Annotated in this window: 28 protein-coding genes; all 28 read right to left on the bottom strand. The window is 55.8% G+C overall.

Annotation, left to right across the window (positions count from 1 at the left end):
• Positions 1-356 precede the first annotated feature (356 nt).
• Positions 357-950, bottom strand: coding sequence for a tetratricopeptide repeat protein (locus Q1B13_RS20140; protein WP_299083432.1), 594 nt, complete (start codon positions 948-950; stop codon positions 357-359).
• Between the two features lie 68 nt (positions 951-1,018).
• Entirely contained in the window at positions 1,019-1,669 is a 651-nt protein-coding gene (locus Q1B13_RS20135) for a helix-turn-helix transcriptional regulator (RefSeq protein WP_299083429.1), read from the bottom strand.
• The gene (locus Q1B13_RS20130) at positions 1,666-1,845 is read right to left on the bottom strand and encodes a hypothetical protein (protein ID WP_299083426.1); all 180 of its coding nucleotides are present in this window, start codon (positions 1,843-1,845) and stop codon (positions 1,666-1,668) included. The genes Q1B13_RS20135 and Q1B13_RS20130 overlap by 4 nt, the downstream gene beginning before the upstream one ends.
• A 75-nt stretch (positions 1,846-1,920) precedes the next feature.
• On the bottom strand, positions 1,921-3,957 hold the full coding sequence (locus Q1B13_RS20125) for a type IV secretory system conjugative DNA transfer family protein (RefSeq protein ID WP_299083423.1): 2,037 nt from the start codon (positions 3,955-3,957) through the stop codon (positions 1,921-1,923).
• Positions 3,957-4,394, bottom strand: coding sequence for a helix-turn-helix transcriptional regulator (locus tag Q1B13_RS20120; protein WP_299083420.1), 438 nt, complete (start codon positions 4,392-4,394; stop codon positions 3,957-3,959). The genes Q1B13_RS20125 and Q1B13_RS20120 overlap by 1 nt, the downstream gene beginning before the upstream one ends.
• A gap of 57 nt (positions 4,395-4,451) precedes the next feature.
• On the bottom strand, positions 4,452-4,859 hold the full coding sequence (locus Q1B13_RS20115) for a hypothetical protein (RefSeq protein ID WP_299083417.1): 408 nt from the start codon (positions 4,857-4,859) through the stop codon (positions 4,452-4,454).
• Positions 4,856-5,218, bottom strand: a complete 363-nt coding sequence (locus tag Q1B13_RS20110; protein WP_299800331.1) for a hypothetical protein — start codon at positions 5,216-5,218, stop codon at positions 4,856-4,858. The genes Q1B13_RS20115 and Q1B13_RS20110 overlap by 4 nt, the downstream gene beginning before the upstream one ends.
• A gap of 2 nt (positions 5,219-5,220) precedes the next feature.
• A complete protein-coding gene (locus tag Q1B13_RS20105; RefSeq protein WP_299083411.1) occupies positions 5,221-5,976 on the bottom strand; it encodes a hypothetical protein in 756 nt (251 codons plus the stop codon).
• Entirely contained in the window at positions 5,973-7,139 is a 1,167-nt protein-coding gene (locus tag Q1B13_RS20100) for a hypothetical protein (RefSeq protein ID WP_299083408.1), read from the bottom strand. Before Q1B13_RS20100 ends, Q1B13_RS20105 begins: the two co-directional genes overlap by 4 nt.
• A gap of 2 nt (positions 7,140-7,141) precedes the next feature.
• On the bottom strand, positions 7,142-7,948 hold the full coding sequence (locus Q1B13_RS20095) for a hypothetical protein (RefSeq protein ID WP_299083405.1): 807 nt from the start codon (positions 7,946-7,948) through the stop codon (positions 7,142-7,144).
• Positions 7,949-7,952: 4 nt separating this feature from the next.
• Positions 7,953-9,302, bottom strand: coding sequence for a hypothetical protein (locus tag Q1B13_RS20090; protein ID WP_299083402.1), 1,350 nt, complete (start codon positions 9,300-9,302; stop codon positions 7,953-7,955).
• Entirely contained in the window at positions 9,299-9,832 is a 534-nt protein-coding gene (locus tag Q1B13_RS20085) for a thermonuclease family protein (RefSeq protein ID WP_299800330.1), read from the bottom strand. The genes Q1B13_RS20090 and Q1B13_RS20085 overlap by 4 nt, the downstream gene beginning before the upstream one ends.
• Complete coding sequence (locus Q1B13_RS20080; RefSeq protein ID WP_299083397.1) at positions 9,829-10,935, bottom strand: TrbI/VirB10 family protein; 1,107 nt, start codon at positions 10,933-10,935, stop codon at positions 9,829-9,831. Before Q1B13_RS20080 ends, Q1B13_RS20085 begins: the two co-directional genes overlap by 4 nt.
• A gap of 7 nt (positions 10,936-10,942) precedes the next feature.
• Positions 10,943-11,668: a VirB8/TrbF family protein gene (locus Q1B13_RS20075; RefSeq protein WP_299083394.1), complete on the bottom strand. Its 726-nt coding sequence runs from the start codon at positions 11,666-11,668 to the stop codon at positions 10,943-10,945.
• A 1-nt stretch (position 11,669) separates the two neighbouring features.
• Positions 11,670-12,911: a type IV secretion system protein gene (locus Q1B13_RS20070; protein ID WP_299083391.1), complete on the bottom strand. Its 1,242-nt coding sequence runs from the start codon at positions 12,909-12,911 to the stop codon at positions 11,670-11,672.
• Positions 12,898-14,127, bottom strand: coding sequence for a DUF1173 family protein (locus Q1B13_RS20065; RefSeq protein ID WP_299083388.1), 1,230 nt, complete (start codon positions 14,125-14,127; stop codon positions 12,898-12,900). The genes Q1B13_RS20070 and Q1B13_RS20065 overlap by 14 nt, the downstream gene beginning before the upstream one ends.
• Positions 14,124-14,477, bottom strand: a complete 354-nt coding sequence (locus Q1B13_RS20060) for a hypothetical protein (RefSeq protein WP_299082935.1) — start codon at positions 14,475-14,477, stop codon at positions 14,124-14,126. Before Q1B13_RS20060 ends, Q1B13_RS20065 begins: the two co-directional genes overlap by 4 nt.
• Entirely contained in the window at positions 14,467-14,868 is a 402-nt protein-coding gene (locus Q1B13_RS20055; protein WP_299083386.1) for a hypothetical protein, read from the bottom strand. The genes Q1B13_RS20060 and Q1B13_RS20055 overlap by 11 nt, the downstream gene beginning before the upstream one ends.
• On the bottom strand, positions 14,865-15,065 hold the full coding sequence (locus Q1B13_RS20050; RefSeq protein WP_299800329.1) for a hypothetical protein: 201 nt from the start codon (positions 15,063-15,065) through the stop codon (positions 14,865-14,867). The genes Q1B13_RS20055 and Q1B13_RS20050 overlap by 4 nt, the downstream gene beginning before the upstream one ends.
• A gap of 38 nt (positions 15,066-15,103) precedes the next feature.
• The gene (locus Q1B13_RS20045; protein WP_299800328.1) at positions 15,104-15,322 is read right to left on the bottom strand and encodes a hypothetical protein; all 219 of its coding nucleotides are present in this window, start codon (positions 15,320-15,322) and stop codon (positions 15,104-15,106) included.
• Positions 15,319-16,125, bottom strand: coding sequence for a P-type conjugative transfer protein TrbJ (trbJ, locus tag Q1B13_RS20040; protein WP_299083381.1), 807 nt, complete (start codon positions 16,123-16,125; stop codon positions 15,319-15,321). The genes Q1B13_RS20045 and trbJ overlap by 4 nt, the downstream gene beginning before the upstream one ends.
• A 181-nt stretch (positions 16,126-16,306) precedes the next feature.
• Positions 16,307-17,101 carry a hypothetical protein gene (locus Q1B13_RS20035; protein ID WP_299083379.1) on the bottom strand — a complete coding sequence of 265 codons (795 nt, stop codon included), beginning with the start codon at positions 17,099-17,101 and terminating at the stop codon, positions 16,307-16,309.
• Positions 17,098-19,509, bottom strand: coding sequence for a hypothetical protein (locus Q1B13_RS20030; RefSeq protein WP_299083376.1), 2,412 nt, complete (start codon positions 19,507-19,509; stop codon positions 17,098-17,100). The genes Q1B13_RS20035 and Q1B13_RS20030 overlap by 4 nt, the downstream gene beginning before the upstream one ends.
• A 21-nt stretch (positions 19,510-19,530) precedes the next feature.
• Positions 19,531-20,049, bottom strand: a complete 519-nt coding sequence (locus Q1B13_RS20025; RefSeq protein WP_299083374.1) for a TrbG/VirB9 family P-type conjugative transfer protein — start codon at positions 20,047-20,049, stop codon at positions 19,531-19,533.
• 62 nt (positions 20,050-20,111) lie between these two features.
• Positions 20,112-20,570 (bottom strand): hypothetical protein, encoded by a 459-nt coding sequence (locus Q1B13_RS20020; protein ID WP_299083372.1) that lies wholly within the window; start codon positions 20,568-20,570, stop codon positions 20,112-20,114.
• On the bottom strand, positions 20,567-21,655 hold the full coding sequence (locus tag Q1B13_RS20015; RefSeq protein ID WP_299083369.1) for a TrbG/VirB9 family P-type conjugative transfer protein: 1,089 nt from the start codon (positions 21,653-21,655) through the stop codon (positions 20,567-20,569). Before Q1B13_RS20015 ends, Q1B13_RS20020 begins: the two co-directional genes overlap by 4 nt.
• Positions 21,645-22,004, bottom strand: a complete 360-nt coding sequence (locus Q1B13_RS20010) for a TrbC/VirB2 family protein (RefSeq protein ID WP_299083366.1) — start codon at positions 22,002-22,004, stop codon at positions 21,645-21,647. The genes Q1B13_RS20015 and Q1B13_RS20010 overlap by 11 nt, the downstream gene beginning before the upstream one ends.
• A complete protein-coding gene (locus Q1B13_RS20005) occupies positions 21,988-22,908 on the bottom strand; it encodes an ATPase, T2SS/T4P/T4SS family (protein ID WP_299083363.1) in 921 nt (306 codons plus the stop codon). The genes Q1B13_RS20010 and Q1B13_RS20005 overlap by 17 nt, the downstream gene beginning before the upstream one ends.
• Between the last annotated feature and the right edge of the window lie 46 nt (positions 22,909-22,954).

Here is a 22,954-nt window from a genome sequence, read left to right as displayed (position 1 = left end):
CTATGTAATACCATAGTATGTCATATTTGTATAGTTTGCAATACTATAGCATGACTACTATGTTTATTTGCCATGCTATAGTATTGCAAATCTACCAAACACATCAAAAATCGGAACCACTCAACTCATTCGGGTCTGATGCCGGAGGGGGCAGGATAGTACTGTAAGAAAAATAAATCACTGAAACATCAAGGCTTTCCCGGCGCAGCATTTGAAGAAAAGCGCTTACGATTCGGGGCGTGTAAGTGTTTGAAATATATAGGTACAAAACTCCTTACCGTACTATTCTGCCCTCAGCCGTAAACGACCCCAAATGCACCAATTGAATCAACGTCTGCCAAGTTTTGGCGGCTAGTTCAGTTAAGGCGCGCCAAGCCTTCACAGCCCCGTTTCCACCCCAAGTCACATGCTTTTCGATACAGTGACTTAGCTTTATCAGTATTCCGGGTTACACCTGAGCCGAAAGCATACAATGCTGCCAGATTGCTACAACTGACTTCGTAATTGCCTTCGCAGGCGACACTGTAGAATTCGGAAGCCCTCAACGGATCTGGTGGTCCATAGGAGTCAGGGGTCAGAGGAAAGCCGCGTTCGTATGTTGTCCCAAGAACGTTGCAGCTAAAAAAATCGTCTTTTTCACAAGCCAAATGAACTAGCCTCCATGACTCATCGAAGCTTTGTGGAACACCGCTACCGTCTACGTAAAGATTGGACAACCGGCGACAGGCTTTTCCGTGGCCGCCAATACAACCAATGTTATAGAATTCAGCGGCTTTAACATAATCTGCTAAGCCATCGGTTCCGTACTCGTAGGCAACTCCTGCATTTTCACAACTTACCAGATCTCCATCGAGACAGTTTTTTTCAAGCTCACTTACCGTCAGCGCGTGCAACGGCGCGCCAACGAACGATGAAAACCCTATAGTAAGGCAAAAGGTCAAATTCTTCATGGACGTCTCCTAACTTGGCACACAATCCGCTCGAATTAGCCGCAAATTGAAAGGTCTAACCTCAATCATCATGTGTGTCCGTGGTTCGTGACTGGCGACGCCCAACCGTCCGGTCGGGGATCGAAGGGTTGCCGCATGTTTCCGAAGCCATAAAGCGTTCGAAGATCTGGTCTCTTCCTGAGCAAAGCTTCCAGATTCACTTTTTCTGGCGGAATGTGATGAAGATCTGGCCAAAGGAGTTCAACCGGCATCTTCAGGTACTCGGCGATCTGCTCCCTCGCGGGCGAATTGTAATTCCCATAAATAGCTGCGGTCACAGAGCTATAGGGTATTTCGAGGATCGAACTGAGATCTCGTATGGTCATGTCAAACTCAGCGAGGATCGACCTGACCTTATCGTTTGGCAACAACTCTGACCACTCTTTCTCGGAGTACTCAAACCGCCGTTTGAGTTTGCGCGTGACGCCCTTCTTTCTTTCTTTCGGCGTCAAAAAGACCGCATCCCAGACCTCGTAGGGATCCAGGTCAAAGAATTTGGCTATTTTCTTGCGCATCTCGATGGATTTTGGCGTAACACCATTTGTGCATCGAATAGCCAGCGACAGCTTCGATGGGCTTTCCCCCAGCTGTTTAGCAAGGTCAAGCAGCTTCAAATCGTTCTGTTTTAGCAGTGTCTTTATGACTTTGGCTGCCATTTCTGGTGTAGTGTTGTTTTTCATGAGCCGACGCCCGAGCGTGCTTGTTCAGGATCAAACGCATTAGACGCTGCCCGAGTTAGAGTTTTGTTTTCCTGGTCGCGAAGTTCTGCAAGCCAAAGGAAAAAAAGAACCTCTTGTACATCCTCACACGGCTCATGGTCGCCACCAAAACCGGACTTAGAGAAATCATCAAGCATCGTACATCTCCCTCAATCTGTTGCCACCTGTCTCACTCGCTTTGGTTTTGTGAAGATCATGGCCAATTCGCTGACCTAGTCTTCAATGACATTTTCTGCGCTCTCAAACTCTGGTTTGTCAGGCCAGTTTTGACGCAAACCTGAAGCAATACCTTGTTGCTGGACTTTCAGCCTGTCGGCTTCAATCAAGTGCGCAACATCATCTTCTGTTCTGACCCGATCTCGCATGTCTGATCTGGTGAAGAATACCGCCTTACTGCCAAGAATAGGTGGCAGGTCCCGGGTCATGATCAGCGACGCGATCTTGGGTAACTTACTCAGATCAGACTGGTTCATGAGCGCAATTTCCCTGACCTGTTCGTTTTCGCCTGCACTCAGGTGGCCTGAGAAAGCCTGATATTTGGCATTTGATGACGAGTTAGCTCTCGTCTTCACCGCGATGGTGTCCTTGCCAAGCATGTTGGTAATCTCGTTCGAGCGGGCGCTGCTCTGGACCGCGCCCAGAATACGGGTCTCGGTAGAGTCCTCCCATGCGTGTACGCCCTGTTTCCAAATCTCACTCATCTGCCCCCAGGATTGATAGAACAGCATGAGATGGAGACCGATATCACGACCTTCGTCTCTGACGGTTTTGAGTTGCTCGAGACTGCCAAGACCTTTGGCTTCATCCAACAACAACAGACGTCGCGCACGCGGCCGCCCAGGCTGTTCGATCAATTGAGTGGCAATCAGCAACGACCCAGTGATGAGACGCAGCAGCGGCGTAAAGTCTTTCAAGACACGGGTCGGTACGTCCAAAAAGATATCAGTCTTTGGGTCTAGGATGGCTTCGTGTTTGCGGCTTCCCTCTGGCTGATTCAGAAAGCCACTCACATCTGGAAACCTTGCAAAGGCAATCTTGTTGCGTACCCCCGCAACCAGACCCGGGTAAGACTTATCGGACTCCGTTTTCAACGCAGACAGTTCTTCTCCAACGAAGTCCATGGGAGCGTTTGCGATCATCTCAACCGAGGCATCTATGGCTTCCTTTTGCGACTTAGCCAAAAACCTGGAAATCTTCAAAAGCACGTTGTCGTTGTTGTTTTCGATGAAATAACACAGCAACGCGGCCAGCAAATTGACGGACTTTTCCCGGAAGTGGGTGGAGTTCTCCGTGGCGCCAGCTTCTTCAGGGATAAGCGTTTTGGCCAGAGAGTAGTAGATCGAAGGCCGCCCTCTGATCAGCGGCGCCAGCATCTTGAAGACATCGAGCCCATCTGTCGCGCTGATCCTGACCGGGTTGAACCCCATCTTGCGCCGGGCTTCGGCCGTCCGATGAAACAGGTTTTCCTTCGGGTCGAGGGCTAAGATCGGGCCTTGATAAAAGAGGATATTCGGAATCATGAGGCCGGTGGTTTTGAATCCGCTCGATTCCTGAATGACCAGGACATGGCCGTTCCCGGTTTGCGGCGAGATTGACAGCAACCGGCCTTTGCCGTGCTTCCCCCAGGTCGATGGGTCCTTGTTATTGAAGTAGTTCACTTCCAATGCTTCTGGCGGTGTCATCTCACCAAGAACAATCCCGCCCGGGGCGTTCAGATGTTGCAACGCCTCTTTCCTGGTTGCCCATCTCGCACGCTGAATCCTGGCGCCCTGCCGTGTTGCACCACGAGTATCAAACGGATCACTTCGCGAGGTATGTTTGCGAAACAACCCTCCAAACCCCCAACACACAAGAAGGAAGGCACATGTGCTGAGAGCGAACAGAAGCATCTGACTGGAGGTGACATAGGCTCTGTTGGTGCTGGTGGCCAGTAGTTGAATGGTGTTCCATAACGGCAGCCACAATACGCCCACACCTGCCGTATCGCTATATGGGTAGACCCCGAGTAGCCAGCCAAGCCCGGCACAGAACGCAAAGTAATGGATCTGCCTTCGATCAATGGTCTCCCAGGTCAATGCCGCCATCATCCCGAAAGAGACAACGGGCATACACACAGCGGACAGCAGATAGGCGGTGTTATAGGGCTGAACACCCATGACCAGCGAAGGCACGAAAAACGGGAGGATAAGACAGCAGGATGCAATCAGATAGGTTGCGGTGATATAGTAGAGGTTTTCAAACCTGGTCATTATACATTGACCCTGTGTTCGAAATTGATCTGCTGGTCCGATTCAGCCATTTGGGCCATGTCCTTTACCAGCTCGAGCAGCAACTTGCGCTGGCTCTCGGGCATGCCACGCCAAGCTGTTAGCAGTCCAAAAGTTTCGTGCCGTGCTAACAGGTCATCGCTGGACCGTCTATCGCCCGGGTTCAACCCTTCAAAAAAGTAGCTGACCGGAACATCCAGGGCCTTGGTAATGTCCCACAGCCGGGAAGCGGATATACGATTGTGCCCGTTCTCGTATTTCTGGATCTGCTGGAAATTCACCCCAGCCTTATGGGCCAACGCACCCTGGCTGATGCCAACCTGTAGCCGTCTCTGGCGCAGACGTTCGCCTACATGAACATCCACGGGCTGTATCCTTCTCCCCGTTGCCGATTGACCGTCTTTCGATGTGTGTTTCATTTGCCCTTTTTCTTTCTTTGTCATTCTCCGGACTTGGGTAGAAATTCGGAGGTTGCGTCACCTCAGAAACTCCGACATGAGCTTTCTGTTTCTGGCTGCGACGGACGCGTCCTTGTGCTGATCAAGGAATTTGCGAAGCTCACCCGAGACCCAGCCAAAGTCTTCTGGACGATGCTCGATCTGCGCGATCAGAAACGCACCCAGCAGGATCTTCCGCCGTGTATCCTCCCTCCGTTCCTGCTCGCTCTGCTTTTTGTTCTGAACTTTCATCCTGTCCTCCAGTCGCTTGAGTTGGGATTCCCGCTTGCTCTGTTTCACGAGAGCTTTCAGCAATGCGGTCAGCTGTTGTGAGGTGATCTTCTGCCCGAAATACCCCGACGCCTTTGCAACGCGGATCAGCCGCTTTTCTTCACGGGTGCGAACACGGGCAATCTCGGCTCTGAGGTTCTCGGAAATCTGCGTCACAGGTGCACGTGCCTCCAATAAGCGTGTATCTGCGACGGCTGCACAGGCCCGATCAGTTCGGAATCGATAGACCCGGCGGCGATCCCCTTTACGATCAGCGCACCATCCGGGCGACGCACTGTTATGCGCTTCAGGATCCTGATCTTGTCCGGCGCGATCGGCGAACAGAAGCGGTGATAAAACGGCTGCTCTGAATGCTGTTCCGCGAGACAGAATGTTACATAGTCAGCGGTCACGGGGTCGGCACGAACGTATAGCCCGGTCGGAGCTGATGGGGAGACATTGCCCGTAATCAGGCCTGCCAGCGTGGCAATGCCCAACGCGCTCACACATGCGATACCTATGATAAGCCCCCGCACCATCAAAGGCCCCGCACTGGCGTATCATCGAGCAACTCCAGCTGGGCCGCTCGCAGTCCTGAGGTGTTGACCGGCCAACTGGTGGCCAAGCTGAGCGGATGACCATTATGGGTCAACGCCTGACAGAACACCCGACGATGCAGCCCTTCACCTATATAGTCGACCCAGACACAGTGCGGCCAATATTTGAACGGGATGTTCAGGCCAAGATGAGTTGGCTGCAAATACCAGGCCAATTCCTCGTTGATGTCAGTGTAGATTCCCAGAAACCGGTCCACGGCCGGGTTATCCCGGGCAGGCTGGCTGTGTCGGAGCATGGCAGATGAGGACGCATAGAGACGAAACCGCCGCTGCAGACCGACCCTGTCCCATTCATTTTGATCCGCTGGATCTGCTTCGTTGTAAACCTGATGTTCGAAGAAAAGAGGTCGGACGCCGAGATCGGAAAGATCCAGGATGTCGGCCGGTTCCGCCGCTTCCAAGGGATGCGGTCTGTCCAGATAGGAGTGCCAGGTGCCATTGATCTCAGGCTCATAGAGCGTGTCAGTGATCAATCGCTCTGGTGGAATGGAAACCGAAACGGGTGACCCCTCAAGCCCCACTGCTTCTCCGCTCTCAATAATGGACACCGGCCCGTGCCAGCTCTCACTCTCATATTCGATATCGTGTTTCGGAGGGATGATCCGGTCTATATGATGGTTTGCTCGGGCACGGATCGCACGCAGCCCTGCAATCAGATTTGATTGACGAACGATCATGAGTGCTCTTCCTCTTGTGTCGTTTTCTGAAGCAGTGTTTTGCCCGCCTCCGCATGGAAACTTGAAACGGACAACAACCGCTCGAATTGTCTGCTGATCTTTCGACGCAACAGGCCAACCTGAAGCGGTTCGGTCCAGAAATCCCTGGCAACGGTCACAACGGTCTCTGGGCGGTCCTGCGACACCTCGATCCAGCGCCAGATGCTGAAGGCTTCAAAACAGGCCAGGAACCCGATTGGTCCAGGCGGCTTTATGCCCCACATCTGCGCAAATGTTCCGGTGATACCGGGAACGCCGGTTTGTGCCGCATAGATTCGCGTTGGGTTTGGGCAGGTTTGTGTGTTGAACTGCCAGAGCTGCGACTGACCATTGGCCGCATTCTGAACACCAAGGATGACATTCAGATCACCGGAGCGCACGATCCGGCACCATTGCGAGATCGCGGCGGCATTATCGGACCGGATGATGTTCTCACCTGTTATGTAGGTATGGCCGGGGCGCATGATGCTCCCCAGCGCCTGATTATAGCCGCGTTCGGTGATTGTTGAGATCCTGGAGATATCCAGCGTCCGGTAGATCGCGGCCTCTTCGTTCCCGGCTGTGCGGGCCTGCAAGAGAGCGCCGACAGCATTGCCTGCAGCGAAGATCAGCAAGAGTGTCAGTGCGCGATGCCGCGGGCGTTGCATCAGCTCCGTTCGGGTCACCAGAACAGCCAATAGAAAAATGGCGTACAGACCTGCCCCGGGAAATACACTGCCTGTGGCCAGAAGCGGGTTTCCCGGGAACATATGAAGCGGAACCAGAACCAGGCAGGTCGGACCGATGCCCAGCCTTGCCATGACAGCACCCAGAAAGACAGTCAGCCCCATCCCGGCCGGCACCACGAGAAGGGCCGAGTATCCCAAATTCACCAGCCCCCAGCCGGAGATTGCTGCCACCCAGCCGAAATACCCTGCAACACATGCAAACCGCACCGTCCGGCTTTGCGAGACAACCGCAACTGCAAAAGGCAGGAGCGACCATCCAAAGCTGATCCCGGGTGCAAAAAACGCAAACGCCGTGACACATGCAGACGCCGCAAACCAGATCAGCGACCCTGTATTGATCCAGCCGATCGCTCTGATATCCTGTGAATCCCCGTTATCCCGTGCATCAAAACCCATGCTCAATCCACCGCATATGGATCTGTTGTCCATACCTGTTTTGGCATTGCTGCGTTGGCGGCAGCGGCCGTTTCCTTCATCGCCGATCTGATGCGGACATGACGTGGTACAACGGTTCTGTGTCCGCTCGGTACACTTGCCCGGGCCTGACGGATCGTCGGAGTTCTGTAGGGCAGACCCTGCAGGACTGCCGTGAAGTTTTCAGGGGTCGTCAGGGCTCTGTTCCCTGCTATCCCGTGATACGCAGAGCGGCCTTTTTGTGGACCAGACAGAAGCGGCAGAGCTGCCCAGATCTCCGCAAGGCAGTTTCCGAATGCAGTTGTGCCGCGCGCCCGCGCGCCGGCGCAATCATCAATCAGATGCCGTGCGAGGCGATCCTGAAGGTTCTGGTCAAAGCGCGCAGAACGAGGGATGTTATGGCGTTGAACCAGATCAGCCAGAGTGCCTCGGATAAATTGATATCCCCCTGCGGCTGTGGAACGCGTCCCCTTGAGTGACCCTTGCCATATCAGAACTTCACCCACTGTCATTTGTGTCAGCGGCTTTGGCGGCGGCTGTCTGATATCGGCGTAGAAGATATCATAGCTGCCCCTGGCCTCGAAATGCCGGATAAACCGCAGCAGGTCGCCATCATCCCTGCCCGCCCAGGCAATGGAATGGGGCGCAAACAGCAAAAAACAGGCCAACAGAAGCTGGATAATGCAGCATGTCCTGGGCTCATTGCGATTTGGTTGACTGCATTTGCGTTCGCAGCGAAGCGAACGGGCTGCGAACGCAGGCTTAATTGATCCAGGAAGTGCATCACGCATGTTTCTATCCTTCAACGAGCCGGGCAATGCTGGGTGGGAGACACCAGCAGAGATAAAGAACGACGATATCTGCCAGGAATGCGATCAACGCGGCGGTTAACCCGGCCGTAGTCCCACGCATGGATTGGGCAAAGGTCAGACCAATTTGCATGATGATCATCAGCATGAGGAGCTGAAGGCTGCCTCCGATAATCCGGAAGACAAGCGCCTGAGCCGCATCCCGGGTCGCGGATAACCCGCCCAGGCCTGCGGCAAGAACGCCAATGATCGCGCCGATAAAGAGCTTGGCATAAGCAAACACCACCATCCCCATAATGAGACCTGTCAGCAGCGCAACAAACAGCCCAATCCCGTAGATGGTGTGGGATTCATAGGTAGGCATCATCCCGGCACCTTCGCTGAACGAGAAGATCAGAATTGTCTTGGCACGCGCATAGGCTGCCAGCGAAACCCCATCATTTGCGGTGATCTCTGTGCCAAGGCGCACACCGGCGTTGGCAATCGTGTGTACGATTACATCGATGTTGAGGATGATAAAGGACAGGAAGGCGAGCGTCAGAATCCGAAACGCCATGTCCTTCAGCAGTTCCTCCAGGCCGGCGCCCTTGATCTGCACCCGCCCCATTACGACCACCAGATCAATCACGGCCAGCGTAATGAGCAACCATAGTGCAACCGGTTTCAGCGATTTTGCCAGGGTCTCACTTGTCTCCAGCACCGCCTCGATGATGCTATCGAATTCGAAACCGATCCGGGTGCCAGAGCGAATGGTCGCGGCCTCTTTTTGTGCTTCATCAACCGATTTGGTGCATTGCAAAACATCCAGATAAGTCTCTGCGGTGACCAGCGAGTGATTGCCCGCATATCCTTCATAGGCTGAATATCCCTGCCCCGGACCACTCACCAGCGGCAGCGCGGCCCAGATCCCGGCGACGCGGTTTGCAACAACTGGTGAGGCCACCCCGTTTCGGTAGCCGGTCTGACGCAGTAAATGAGTGCCGATCCGATCCTGAAGGGCGCTGTCAAATGGCTCATTGCGGGCAACAACACCCTGATCCACCAGGCCCTGCAGCGTAGCGCGGATGACCTGATAGCGCCCGGCAGCGCTGGAGACAGAGGTTCGCGAGGCCAGGCTTTGCCATTCCAGCACTTCATCGACCGTCATGGCTGTGATCGGTCGCGGTGGCTGGACCGATACCCTGGAAAACACTTGATCATAGCCTTCCGGGGCCTCAAGCGATCCAATGAAATCCAGCATCGTGCGTTCGGTACACGCCATCGCCTGTCCCGTCGCAAAACTGCCGCAGAACAGAACCAGCCAGAGGAGTCGAAGAAGGGACCAGGAAGTGGTCAATGGCTGGCCCTCCAGTCCCACGGGGGCTGCATGGTCCCGATCCAAACACCGCGCTTCAGTCGCTTCGCCTGGAACTCGTCGAAGACATAACGCCAGGAATAGCGGCGATAGGCCATTGCCCATCCCGCACCGACCATCCAGCGGGCGATATCCTGTCCTTCGACGCTGCAATCCCCGACAATTCGTCCATAGCGATCACTATCGGTTTTCCGGCAGGTTACGATGCGACCAGCAACCAGCTTGCCAAGTTTAGCAGCTGCCACGTCGCCACAGCGCCAGCTCTTGCCGCTTGGTGTGGTACAGGTCTGATCGCTCTCTGGGGCGTCGATTTTCCCGATACGAAGGCGCACATCGCCGATCTTCAGGGTGTCTCCGTCAGAGATTTCGGCGACCCCTTCGATCACGTCCTCTCTGTTGCTTGATCCAAGCCAGAACAGATCCAACACACCCTGCAAGCTACCTTGCTGATGAGCGAAGAGCAGGACCACTGCCAGCCCGGCAACGATCGATGTCAACCTCAGCCCTTTCATTGAGCAGGGACTTCATCGAGGTAGACATCGTGGTCCAACCGGATGTTGAAAATGCGACCGGCCTTCACTTTGAATGTCGGTCCGAGGGACAGTGACTCTCTGAAATAGCTGTCAGCGACAGTGCCCACGGCCGCGCCGCTGGCAATCCGGGCCGCATCCGCGATATCGGAGTTTGTCGTATCCTTCCGACCAATATTCTCTGCAAGACTCACCAGGCCTGTGCCCAGAACTGCAGACATGAATCCGGTGCGGCGACGGCCTTTGAGGCCGCTGGCCCCGTCCGCATCGATGCCGACCGAGCCGTCCAGATCCAAAGCGTCACCATTGGGAAACAGAGCACGAATGCCCTCGACCTTGAGTCGGCGCTGACCGATCCTCGAACGTGCGTCATATTTCCCAAGCAGCATCGATCCGCGCGGAATGACAATCTTGTAAGGGTCCAATGTTCCATAAACGTCATTCGTGACCGTCGCCCGGAACTCGCCTTCAATCTCTGAGCGGATTTCATCGATCAGCGCACCTGGAATGACGGTGCCTGCCGCGAGCAGCACCTGCCCGGGGCGGATCAGTGAATAGTTATCGACACCGGGTTGCATCTCAGCAGAGGCCGGAATCTCCCCCGCCGACTCCGGATACGGGTTCACCGACCCCGCCGCTGGCTGGCTGTTTTCCTGTCGGGACGCCTTGATACTTTCGATGCTGAAAAGGCTCTCCCCAATCGGGCTGTCCAGCGCAGCCTGCCGACGGTCTTCACGGCGTCTGATTTCTTTGAGAGCCTGTTCATTCAATTCCTTAGCAAAGGGGGTCTCAACCGGAGCAGCCGGAGCCTGAGGTGGTCCAGAAGGTTGAACGGGTTGCTCCTGCGTTGCAGGTGTTGCTTCGCGATTGTTAAACTCCCCTGCATTCCGCTCCATCTGTGCAATCTGCTCATCAATCTGGGCATTGGTTCTTTGCTCCGGGCCAGAGGTCTGTGCAGTTTCGGTACCCAGCCAGGTTTGCAGGCCGATACCAGCAAACTGCGCGCCCACTAAAATGGCCCCGCAGATGGCAATGATGATTCCGACCGTAGCGAGGAAGTTTTTTAGGTTAGGAGAGCCTGTCATCTGATCCTCAGTTCAGTTTCTGGATGTCGAAATGCTCAACCCTCATCCCAAGAGGGTTGTAGGTGATGATCTCTTCCGAAAGACGTTTCGCCTTTTGCAGGACATAGGTTCCCTTGTATTTGCTGATCTCGAGAACCTTGCCGTTACCGCGCGCGCGCGTGGTTTCGCGCCATTCGACGAGCCAGCTGCTACCGCCCACGAAATTGACAGAAATAATCTCAACCGACCGCGTCCGTGTTTCTGCGATGCGAAACGGGCTGAGCGTCGGGCTCCGGCCGATCTCCTTGACCATGGTCTCCGCCGGATCACCAGCCGTCAGGAACGTGAAGACACGGCGGAAGTTTGACACCATGACCTCTCTGTCGGCCGGTACCGAGCGGGTCCAGTTCACGAAATCCGACAGATCCCGTTTGACCATCTGCTTAGGCCATTCCGAGATAGTTTCCACGTTGCGGATGGTCTCGGACTGACCAAGCTCATCGACCTTCACAATGAAGGGTTTGAACTCGGACTGGCCATCGACCCAGAGCCCGTATCCGATACCAAACAGGCCAACCATGACACCCCCCAGTCCGAGACGACGCCATTTTTGAGCTGCCTGCGCATGAAAGCTAAAGCGTTCATCCCAATCCTGGCGCGCGCGTTTGTATCGAGCCGCCCGGTCCGTTTCTGGCTGTGCCTTGGTTTCAGTTTCTGCCTGTGCCAACGCAGGCCCTGCCGCGGGGTTGTTCATATTAGTCACCTGAGTCTCTGTTTCTGTTGAGAATTCCACGCATATCTTTCGCCAGCCGGCCGCCGTCATTGGCAATCTCTGAAGTCACCGATCGGCTTTTTGAAAAGCCCGCGCGGGCGTAGCGCGCACCTGCAGTTGCTGCCCCCTTGCCCCCAGCCGTCAATGCGCTTGACGCACCAGCACCTTTTGCAAGGCTGCTCGCGCCTCCGGCGATGCCGCCTACCGTGCCAGCCGCAACACCCGCTACAGCGCCCACGCCAGCCGCCACTGCCAGTTTGGTAGCACCGGCCGCAACCGCAGCACCTGCAATCCGTGCAGCGGCCGAGGAAGCCGCACCGCCTGCCAGCGATTCCACGCTCGATGGCAGTGTGATCATCAGGATCATGGAAATGAGCTGCAGGATCAGCATGGTGATAAGGTTGTCGAGGCCTAGTGCGGTGCTGTCGCGTGCAGCAATATCGATGAAGAGTTGGGCAAACATGGAGAAGACAATCAGCAGCGTCAGCAGGTTGAGGCCCTTGCCGATCAAGGTTTTGATATACCGCGATGCCGACTGCTCGGCATTCTGCAGTCCCGCGAAGGCCATAACGATCAGGCCTGCCAGCGTGTTCAGATACAGCTCAGCATAAGTCACGACGATCATCGCAACCTGGACGGCCGTGACCGCCAACATCACTGCGGCGCTGATGACGTAGAAGACGGAAACTGGCTTCCAGATCGAAACCTCTTTGAGAATGCGGTGGGCGTTCTGGATGCCATCCATGATTATCCCACTGACGCTGGGTTCCACGAATGATCCGCTTTCCGTTGACAGGCGCGCGAGCCGCACGGCGGCATGGCCAACGGCTTCAACAATCTCCGCAATGTTGTCGATTACGAAGATTGCAAGCAGGACAACCAGAAACCGGTAGATGAAGCGTGAAAGAAATCCAGGCAGCCCGGCACCGGTAATGACAGTCTTGCTAACGTTGATGACCAGATCCACCGCCAGCAGCCAGAAAAGCAATTGTTTGGCGGTTTTCCCGATGACGCCGGAATAATCTTCCAACAGAATGCGGAGACTGTCGATGATTCCGGAGCCAAACTCGGTTGCGACTTCAGGCCGTGGCGTAACACCGGGATCTGGCGCGGGAAAACCGTCAATTGGGCCCAGAGGCTGGCCCAGGGCCATACCTGCCCCAACACAGAGACACAGACCCGCCAACAAGATGTATGAGGCCAGTGAGATGTTATCTTTGTTCATGATTATCTCCGGTTTTCCGGTTCGGCGTGCGTGACGGGAACGCGGGCATTGGGTCATGACTTGTCCATAGCCAGCTCGAATAGCGGCTCTCACTTGCCGTCCCGACAAGAGCCGCAACCGCCTCTGCTGAGTCGGGATCCTCGGCCACGTAAAGAGCCACCGGATCCACCGTGTCGAGCAGAACGGCCGAGGCAATCGGGGCATCGGACTTTAGATTGAACCGCAGCGATTTCTGAAACGCCCGCTTCTGATCGGTCAGTCGGGTGATCAGGTCCACGTCCCGCGTATGTTCGAACGGAATCCAGTTGGATGTCACCAGCATCATTCCCATCTCCAGCAGGACCGGATACCGGGATTTGGATATGCTGAAACTGGCAATCATGATCGGATGACTGCCTTCGACAAATTCCGACAGATGAAGTCGCTCGGCAAACACGGTGTTGAACCGGCGGGCGATATCCTCATCGGCAAAGAAGGGGCAGCCCGGCGCGTGCTTGAAGACGAACTTTGCCCCCAAGGACGTTGGTTCATGCGTCTTGTATTCCGCGATCAGGAGACCGAGCGGTGCGGGACCGCCTTTGCCGGGCCGAAGGTGCGCAAAGAGAGCATTGCGCCGGGCGGCGATCTCGTCCTTGTGGTCAACCCGGAAATACTCGGGCACATAGAGAATGCGGGCAAGATCCTGTCCCTTAACGACCTTGCCCGCTGCGGCCCGCTCCAATGCGGAGTGGACTACGCCCCAGAAGCGTTTCCCGTTCATCGCCGGATACCACTTGCCCAGATCCGCTTCGTGCCAGAGATAATGCAACAAACTGGTGATGGTCAGCTTGTACGGGGATTGCTTTACCTCGGTAGCTGGCTGGCCGGTCAGTTCCGGCATTGCCCGGGGTTTACCTATTTTCTTCAGGGGAAAACCCAGCCGGATCGTGGTGGTCCCATCCTCGGGCGATTCCGTAATCGCAGAGCCCTGCACCTGGGCCAGACCAGACAGTTCGCCGGGGGGCAGATAAGATGTGCAGTCCGGAGCATGTTCGTGCCCGGTTTCTGGCATCCGCTTGACGATGAAACGGCCGTTCACCGCGGCTACGTACATCTTCGGATATGGCACCCGGCAGCGGCAGTCGACACGATCCCTTTTCCGGTGGGCGCGGGCCAGCGCGTCTTGACCTTCCGCGCTCTCAACGTTTAGCTCGATGTTTCCAAGATGGAGGGTCAAGGGCTTGGCCTCCTGACTGGGGGAACCCGCTTTCCCTTTGCATCGAGAGGTTCAGAGGGGAGGCGGTAGTCCTCCGGCAGCGATCGGCAATAGCGCATGTCCGACAATCCGTAACGGAGTAACAGCTCCTCAATGTCATCGACCGCCTTCAAGCGCTGCCAGCGACTTTCGGCGGTAACACGGTTGCGCCCAAGCTCTCCGGCGATAAAGGCGAAGCGCTTGCCCTGCCCCCGTTCGGTCACCAGGTAATAGTCGTCAGCCGAGGACCAGAGCGGGTCAAGGAGATCGGCAAAGCGCTCTTCGTCCGACACTGGTTTGCCGGGGGGAGCCCCAAAGTTATCAGGTTTCATTGGCACGGCCCTCCTGTTCCGGGGGATCATCGGCAAGGGTCACCTGATCGGCCCATTGGGGCGGCTGGCACACGGCCTCGAGCACCCAACCCACAAGGCTGGCATAAGCCACTTCGCCCATCTCTGTTTTCCGACGGGAGAGGGACCGCGCGATGTCTGAAGGCGTCATGTCGAACTGCAGGAGCAGCGAGATCAGCACGCACATGTCCTGCATATGATATTCAAGGTCGCTGCCGGATTTGAAACCTTCGCAGTAGAACACCTCGCGGGGCTTCAGCGGCGAACTCGGTTGATATCCCACCGAGATAAAGGCCGTATGCCCCTGCGGCGTCTCAACACGCCGGGTCTCCGCCAGGCGGCGGTCCGGAAGGGGCTGACGGGTCCGGCTCATTTCTCGAGTTCCAGAATTTCGTTGATCGTTCGGTGATTGTCGTTGGCCTCAAAAGCCTCGATGCCTTCCTGGATCATCAGCTCGGCCTCCCGCTGGGCACTTTCCTTGCGGTCAAGTTCCGCCGTGAGACGGCCGAGTTGCATATAAATCCCGATACAGACCACCAAGGTTATCAGGCTGAAAACCAAAGCGATCATTTCGTTTGGAACAAATACGAATTTGCTGCTTCTTTTGCTCATTCTCCCAACCCCGGTATCTCATTGACGGTTCGGGGCGTGTAATTTTGGCGCTGCTGCTCGAGCCACTTGATCGCATCCTCAATTCCTTTGTCGGATTGATAGCGACTCCATAATTCACCCAGTTCCAGTAGGGCGATGAAAAGCAAACACACGGCACAGATTGCTAAAGTTAAAAACACCAATCGCTGATATGCGGACTTGTGTTTCCGGGTCATCGCCCCAACCCCAATATCTCGTTGACTGATCTGTGATCGCTGCTGCCGTCATAGGCTTCGATGCTCTTTTGGATCTCGACATCCGTTTCCCGCTGGGCGCTTTCCTTGCGATCGAGGTCTGCGAGGACGCGGGACCATGCGACCGTGTTCTGCTGTGCCTGCGTCGCCGTCAGGGCGCGCAGATCAACCAGCTGTCGAGCAACCGAAGAAGAGAGTTCATTGGAGACCTGCAGCGCTTTCAGGTTGCCATCGACCCCGGAGAACCGGCCGGAGATCTGATCGAGCAACTGGGCTTCAGTCTCGATGTCGTCAAAAGTCAGGCCGGCCTGCTGCAGGCCCGCTTCAAGAGCGCCGTCCCAGACCTTCATCCACTCGTCGTAACGCTCGGCCAGGCGTGCATCTGACAAGACCTGCCCATCGAAAAGAGGGTCGGTGATTAGGTCAGATCGCAGAAACTCATCAAGCCGTTGTCCGTCCGCGGCAACCGAACGTGCTTCCGCCATAACCCCATGCAATCGCTGCACTGGTTCCATGGCCTCGGTCAGCACGGTATCGGGCATACGCTCGAGGTTCCGGAGGATTGCTTGATAGGTTTGAATCTGGGTTTCAAGTTGCTGTATTTCGTTTGCCAGTGTTTTTGCACTGACTGACAGGTTCTTGCCTTCGAGCCCCACGATTTTGAGCAGTTGAAAATTGTTGGCCAACTGTGTCCACTCTTTGGCGTTTGATTCTGAACCACCTGCATGAAGCGGGCCGGAGATCACCGACAGCACCAGGGTCGAGATGATAGAGAAATGCCTCATGTCGGGCCTCCTGCCTCACAAACAATGAAAGGCCAGCCCTGAAGGGCCTTGAGAGCCTGTTTCCTGAAGGTCTTGGATTGCCGCAGTATCCCGTTCCAGACGCAATCCCGGCCGATGACCATTCCCTGCGCCGACAAGCGCAGGAACGTCCTGTTGTGTGGATCATGGAGCCGCAGACGGGTCATCGTCCCAGCCCCAATATCTCGTTGACTGATCTGTGATCGCTGCTGCCGTCATAGGCATCGATGCTCTCCTGGATCTCGACATCCGTTTCCCGCTGGGCGCTTTCCTTGCGATCGAGATCTGCAAGGACGCGGGACCACGCGACCGTGTTTTGTTGTACCTGCGTCGCCGTCAGGGCGCGCAGATCAACCAGCTGTCGGGCAACTGAAGAAGAGAGCTCATTGGAGACCTGCAGCGCTTTAAGGTTGCCATCGACCCCGGAGAACCGGCCGGAGATACGATCGAGCAACTGGGCCTCAGACCCGATGTCTTCGAATGTCAGCCCAACCTGCTGCAGTCCCGCTGCAAGAGTGCCGTCCCAGACCTTCATCCACTCGTCGTAACGCTCGGCCAGCCGCGCATCTGACAAGACCTGGCCATCAAAAAGTGGATCGGTGATCAGGTCAGATCGCAGAAACTCATCAAGCCGTTGTCCGTCCGCGGCAACCGAACGTGCTTCCGCCATAACCCCGTGCAATCGCTGCACCGGCTCCATGGCCTCGGTCAGCACGGTATCGGGCAATTGATCGAGGTTCCGGAGGATCGCCTGATAGGTTTGGATCTGGGTTGCAAGTTGCTGTATTTCGTTTGTCAGTGTTTTTGCGTTGACCGCCAGGTGCTCGCCTTCGAGGGCCACGATGCTGGCCAGTTGAAAATTGTTGGCCAACTGCGTCCACTCTTTAGCGTTCATCGCGTAAAGCGGGCCAGAGATCACCGACAGCACCAGGGTTGAGATGATAGGGAAATGCTTCATGTGGAGCCTCCTGCTTCATATTGGCGGGCGATGATCTCGCTCACCTCGTCCTTCCAGTAATCGGGGTTTTCGGCGTAGAGCCGCCCGGCCTCTTTGCTCTCATCAGTGGAGGTCTTGCCGAGCAGGGACAGTGCGACCGGGCCAAACAGAAACTCGACCACGCGTTGGCCGTCCGGTTTCACGAGGTAGTAATCCCGTTTGGGTGTCAGGGATGCGATCAGGTCGATCTGGGTGCTGCTGACACCCAGAGCGCGATAATCCTCGTACACATCTTCCGATCTGGCGACCGGGTTCGGCAGGAAAATACGGGTCTTGCACTGCTGCAGCAGTGTGTCCCTGAGCTCCGAGCGACGGATGTCACCAATCTCCTGCGTGGAAAGAATAACCGCAACATTGGATTTGGCACCCTCTTTGGTCCAGAAGCGGATCTTATCTGCAAAGAGCTGATAGAGCAGGAAGGCATGCGCCTCGTCGATCATGATTAGAGTTGGCGTTCCATCAAACCGATACTGAACCTCAGCGAAGATGTAATCGAGCGTCAGAACGGCCGTATCTTCATCCATATCAAAGAGATCATGAGTTTCAAAAACGGTCATCTTCGACCATTCGAGCGGTGCCTCATCATCATCGAGCAGGCCAGAACCACCATCACGACTGAACCGCCGGATAGCAGCCTGAAGGTCGTTGTCCTGAACAAAGGACTGCAGGTCTGAAAGTGTCAGAAACTCAGTTTCAAGGGCGTTGTTCAGACCTTCGCGGATTTCGTCATAAAGAGCCGGTGTCATCGTGATACCGCTCCGTCGAGCCATCTCGCCGATCCACTTGACACCCCACTCAAGCCCCAACCTGTGCAGGTGCGCCAACGGCGCAACCCCCCGGCCACCTTTGGCGCCGAACTTCGTAAACTGACCCCCAAAGGCATTGCACATGTGGCGGGATGAACTGCCCTTGTCGAAGAAGATGACCCGGGCATCGCGATATTTGAAGAAATTCGCGGCAACCGATCCAAGCAGCACCGACTTACCACCCCGGGTTGGCCCGAGAACCAAAGCGTGCCCGGCCTCACCCACATGCAAGTTGAAATGGAACAGCTCACCCGTCATCGAACGCGCAAACATAAGCGATGGCGATTTTGGCGGCAGCAGTGGTGATGGGTTGTATTTTTCGCCTTTCCAACTGGTTCGCAGCGGGATCATCTCGACAGCATCGCGGATGGATACCAGCACCTCCCGGACACCGCGGTGGGCGTGACCCGGAAGACTGGCTAGATACATTTCCAGAGCCCCTTCCCGTTCAACCAGGATTTCAAATCCTGCATCGAGCATGAATGCTGTGATCTTCTCGATGCCCTCGTCCAGAATATTTGCCGAAGATCCGGGTGGGCCAAAGACCGTCAGAGTCGAGAGATATGTGCCATGCGCGACACCGCGATTGACATCAACCATCATCGCATTGGCTGAACTTGCCATTTCGTCGGCAAACTCATCCCGGTTTCCCCCACCACCTTCGGACAGCTGGGCTTTCGGATCCACTGCGTTTTGCAACCATTCTTTCTTAGCGCTTTTGGTTTCCTTCCGTGCTGTGTTGGTCGAGAAGGGCGATATCCGCGCGCTCCAGCGGAATTCAAACCCCATGGTTTCGATAATCTCCAGCGCACCACGCGGCAGCTCATCGGGAAACCCGTCGACGGTCATGATTGCGGTCGGCCGGTCCTCCACAAAGGGTAGTTCGTCCAGCTTCTTTTGCGTGAATTCGACACTGAGCAACTTGTCCAGAAACAGGTATTCAAGATCCGCAGGCACCCGAACACGTCGGGAACGGCCTGTCAGCGTTCCGGCCAGGTATCCAAGTAGCTCATCGAAATGCAGCATTTTGCCGTCAAGGTTCTCTTCGACTGCATGGCCAAGCCGTCGCAGCGCAAGGACACCACCAAGACGTGTTTCAACCAGTCTGCACTGGGCCTCAAACTCCCTGAGTGCTAGTTCCACCGGCACATTGGGATCGCCGGGGCGATACTGGTAAGCGAGATGTATGGTGTTCTCAAACACTGCGCCGCTGGATGAAAGCGTTGCGCGTGCCTCAAGCTCAAGAAGGTCCAAAGCAGGGTACTTGGCGTGGGTTCCATGCGCCTGCAGACCTGCAAAGGTTTTTCTGTCAAGCGTCACCCAGAAACAGCTGCCGTCCCCGAAACCGCCAAAGCCGCTGGCAAGACGATCCAGATGCGCCTCGAACGCCGCTGGATCCAGGCTTTCTGTGTCGAGCCCGGAAACCGCCCAACCACAAACAAAACTGCCGTCTTTACACCCCAGAACACCCGGTGCGAGCAGGCTCGACCAGTTCAGAACGTCAGAGAGGCTCTTTGCAGCGGGCGTAAGCCCCAACCAATTCAGACCATCTGGAAACAGCATCACAACTCCTGACCCTGCAACCTACTGATCCGCCGTTGTGCCGGTGCCGGTGCAATCAGCTGCAGCTCCGTCACCCTCTGCGTCCGGGTAGGTGAAGCTCAGAACAGATGTCCTTTCAGCATCGTCGATGACGAGGCTGAATTCATAAATTCGTTTGTTGGTGAATATGATGGCATTGGCTGGCCAGTTGTTTGATCTGGGTTTGAACCCGACATAGGAACGCGGAATCAAATCCTGCTTTGTCGGGGATAGCATCTCCCAGTAAGCCGCGTCAGATAGCCCGACGCTGACGATGTCCTCATCACATTCGAACTTGACCAGACAGATCGTTGATGGGTTGCAAGCCAGCGTTTTGGGCATCCCGTCGTAGACTTCCACCCGGTGTATTGGCTGGTGAAGTTTAAGGAAGTTTGCTGGATCTGTTTGGTTGTTCCCTTGAGCCATCGCCGGCACGGTTCCGACGACGCAGGCCGCAATCATTGCGACCTGTTTCAACTTGCGGGGAATGGATGTGATGCGGAGGCCAGGATTGATACTCATAACTTCCTACTTTCTGTTGCTAAGGGAAACTCGGCCGCGTCCCGGCCTAAGTACTGATGAGCTCATGAAATGTTCCAGCGCTTGCGGTATTCCGAAGGCAGCTGCACGATTGATGGTGCCGAGGACGCATAAACGCCCTGTTCGGCCAGACGATAGCTTCGGGCGATCCGCAGGTTGCCCGCGACGGTCGCAACAACTGTCACCGCACCGTCGCTTTCATCCATCACTTCGATATCCAGCGCCTTCCTTGCGTTCTTTTGGCCGCTCTCATCCACTGCAAAACCAGTCAGGCGCAGGTATCGAAGCGCGTGTTTTTCGCAATCGCTGGTCTTGTTTGCTGCGATGACCACCGTGTCGCGCAGCGAGATCGACCGGTGGATGGTGCGGGCCATGTCATAGCCGATGGCACAGGACTGAACCGGCGTCAGATCCTCGGACGCTTGCGTTATCATCGGTATTGATGTTGCACATCCGGACAGAATGGCACCTGCAGCAAGCAGACCTGACAACCGAGCTTTCACGATCCTCTCCTTATTCGGATAGCTTTGCGACCGTTCCTCAGCTCGAACTTGCCCAGAACCTTGTCGATGATGATTTGCTTGCCGCCTTTGGCCGGTCGGTAGTTAAACGCGCGGTTAGCTTCCGCCCTGCCTCCGATTACAACCGGCAGATCACCCCGGTAGCCTGCCGGCAGATCCACATAGGTTTTGCGGCCATCATTGTAGACGCGCAGCGGCCTGAACGGCGCTTTGCCATACATGGAATAGTTGAAGTCCAACTCGCTGGCCGGTACCGCGCCCCTGGTCGTGGACACGCCGGTGCGCGCAGTCTGTACCCGACGTTCTGCCTTCGCGGCATTCGCTTTGTCGATCCTCTTTTGCTTGATCTCCTCGATTTCCTGAGCAAGCCTTTTTGCTCGCGTATCGGGATAATCAAAGCTCAGGATCGGAGTGCTGTTGAACAGATCCTTGACCAGTTTGATCGAATACATGCGCTTATCAGTGAAAATGACGAAATTAGACACTGCCGGGGCATCCTCGCTGGGCTTGAAGGCGAAGTAGAATTGCGGCGGGTCTCCATCGCGATACCGTAACTCAGCCTGCCAGCGCGCCGTGTCCGACTGGGCCGGCGTGTCACTCAATATTTCTCCCGGTTCCAGTTCGACCACGCAGATCATTCCTGGCGAACAGAGCAGGGTTGGAATGGATTGCCCATACACGTAGATAACCCGTCCGTCCGGACCGGGCGTGACCACACCCGTGCGGTCTTCCCAAAACTCGACCGCCTTGCGCGTCAACTCTATCTGGTTGGGTTTGCGAGGTTCCGGGGCCGCTTTCGGTGCAACCTTGACCTCCGCTGCCGGAGCAGCTTCTTCGGGCGCGACTTCAGCCGGTTTTTGCTCCTCCACAGGGTTCTCAGCCACAGCCGCAATTGGCTCGCTCTGGGAAACCGGTTGTTCGACCGGGGCATCAGTCGGGCCAAACACCTCCTCCTCGAAGGTGTCTTGTGCCGTTCCAGGAGACGCCCCCACCGTAAAGAGAGAAGCCGCCAGCACAATCCCATGCAGCCTCCCTCCAAAACCTGTGGTTTCAGTCTCAGCTAACATGGATGATTTCCGTCGGCAGAAGAATTGCACCCGCGCTGTTACCCCCGAATAGGAAGTTCAGGACATTGACCGCCAGCAGGATGAAGCCCACTCCCAAAATCAAACTCGGGATGCGTCGGGAAACACCGGACATGTCGTTACCGCCCATCAATTGGACGCCGGCCACGACGATCGCAACGATCGCCAAGAAGAAGGCAAACGGGCCCGTGATAAAGCCGGTCATCTTGGCGAGCGGGTTGGATGATCCAAACAGATCCGTTTCGACGCTGGCCAAAGCCGGTGTTGCTGTCACCAGCACCACAGCTGACAGAGCGACCAGAAAGGTGATGCTGTTAAGGGTTTTCGACATGGTTAAACTCCAGTTTGAAAGGGGTTTGAGGGTCATCACAGGGCACGGCTCTTCCGACCTGGGTAATTCTTGATCCACTGGTTCCGCGTGCGACGAACAGAACAAGATCAAGCGAAGAGAGTATCTGTCGGGTTTGATCGCCAACACTGACCTCTTCGGTGAGTGTTTGCATGCGAGCCAGAACATCTGCAGCAGAGTTGGCATGGATCGTTGTTACGCCACCGGGATGACCGGTATTCCAGGCTTTGAGCAGCGTCATGAGAACAATACCGGTTCTGACCTCACCCAGGACGATGCGATCCGGAGCAAGGCGAAGCGCGGAGACCAACAGGCGATCAAGGCTGACATTGTGCGTGCTGTGCAACGGAACCAGGTTGGCCAGACTGGAGTTCAGTTCAGGCGTGTCCTCAAGCACCAGAAGGCGTGTGTCGGGTGCAACCTCGCTCAGGCAGCTCAGGCAAGAGTTGGTCAGCGTTGTTTTGCCAGATCCGGTGGACCCGGCAATCACAATGTTCTTCTTCGCGGCGATCGCGCCGATAATCTCTTCCTGAAGCCGCTCATCGGGGGCAAACTCCGAGAGCGGGAAAACGTGGTTCCGGTGTCGACGGATCGAGAACATCGGGCCATCTGCCAATGGCGACAGGATGGCCTCAATGCGGTGTGCCGTACCCGGAATGCGGCCTGAGTAGATCGGCGCGGACTTGTCAATCAGGGCGTTGGTTGCTGTGGCGCAGGATCGAATGAAGCGCTCCGCCATGGCTGTGGGCATTTGGCCAACCGCAGACGCAGGGGCACCGAAATGCTCGACAAACACGTCGCCGGAGGGATTGAGCGAAATCTCAACCACGCTGTCATCCTCCAGCGCGGAATAGAAGTTTCCGAGGAGGCGTTTAAGATCCAGCATGGCATTCCCCTGCGAATGTGTGCTGTGATAAAATCTCTGCAGTGAC

Origin of the sequence: uncultured Ruegeria sp. (assembly GCF_947489545.1) — a bacterium.
In the GTDB taxonomy this organism is placed as follows: Bacteria; Pseudomonadota; Alphaproteobacteria; order Rhodobacterales; family Rhodobacteraceae; genus Ruegeria.
This window is presented reverse-complemented; position numbering and strand designations above follow the sequence as displayed.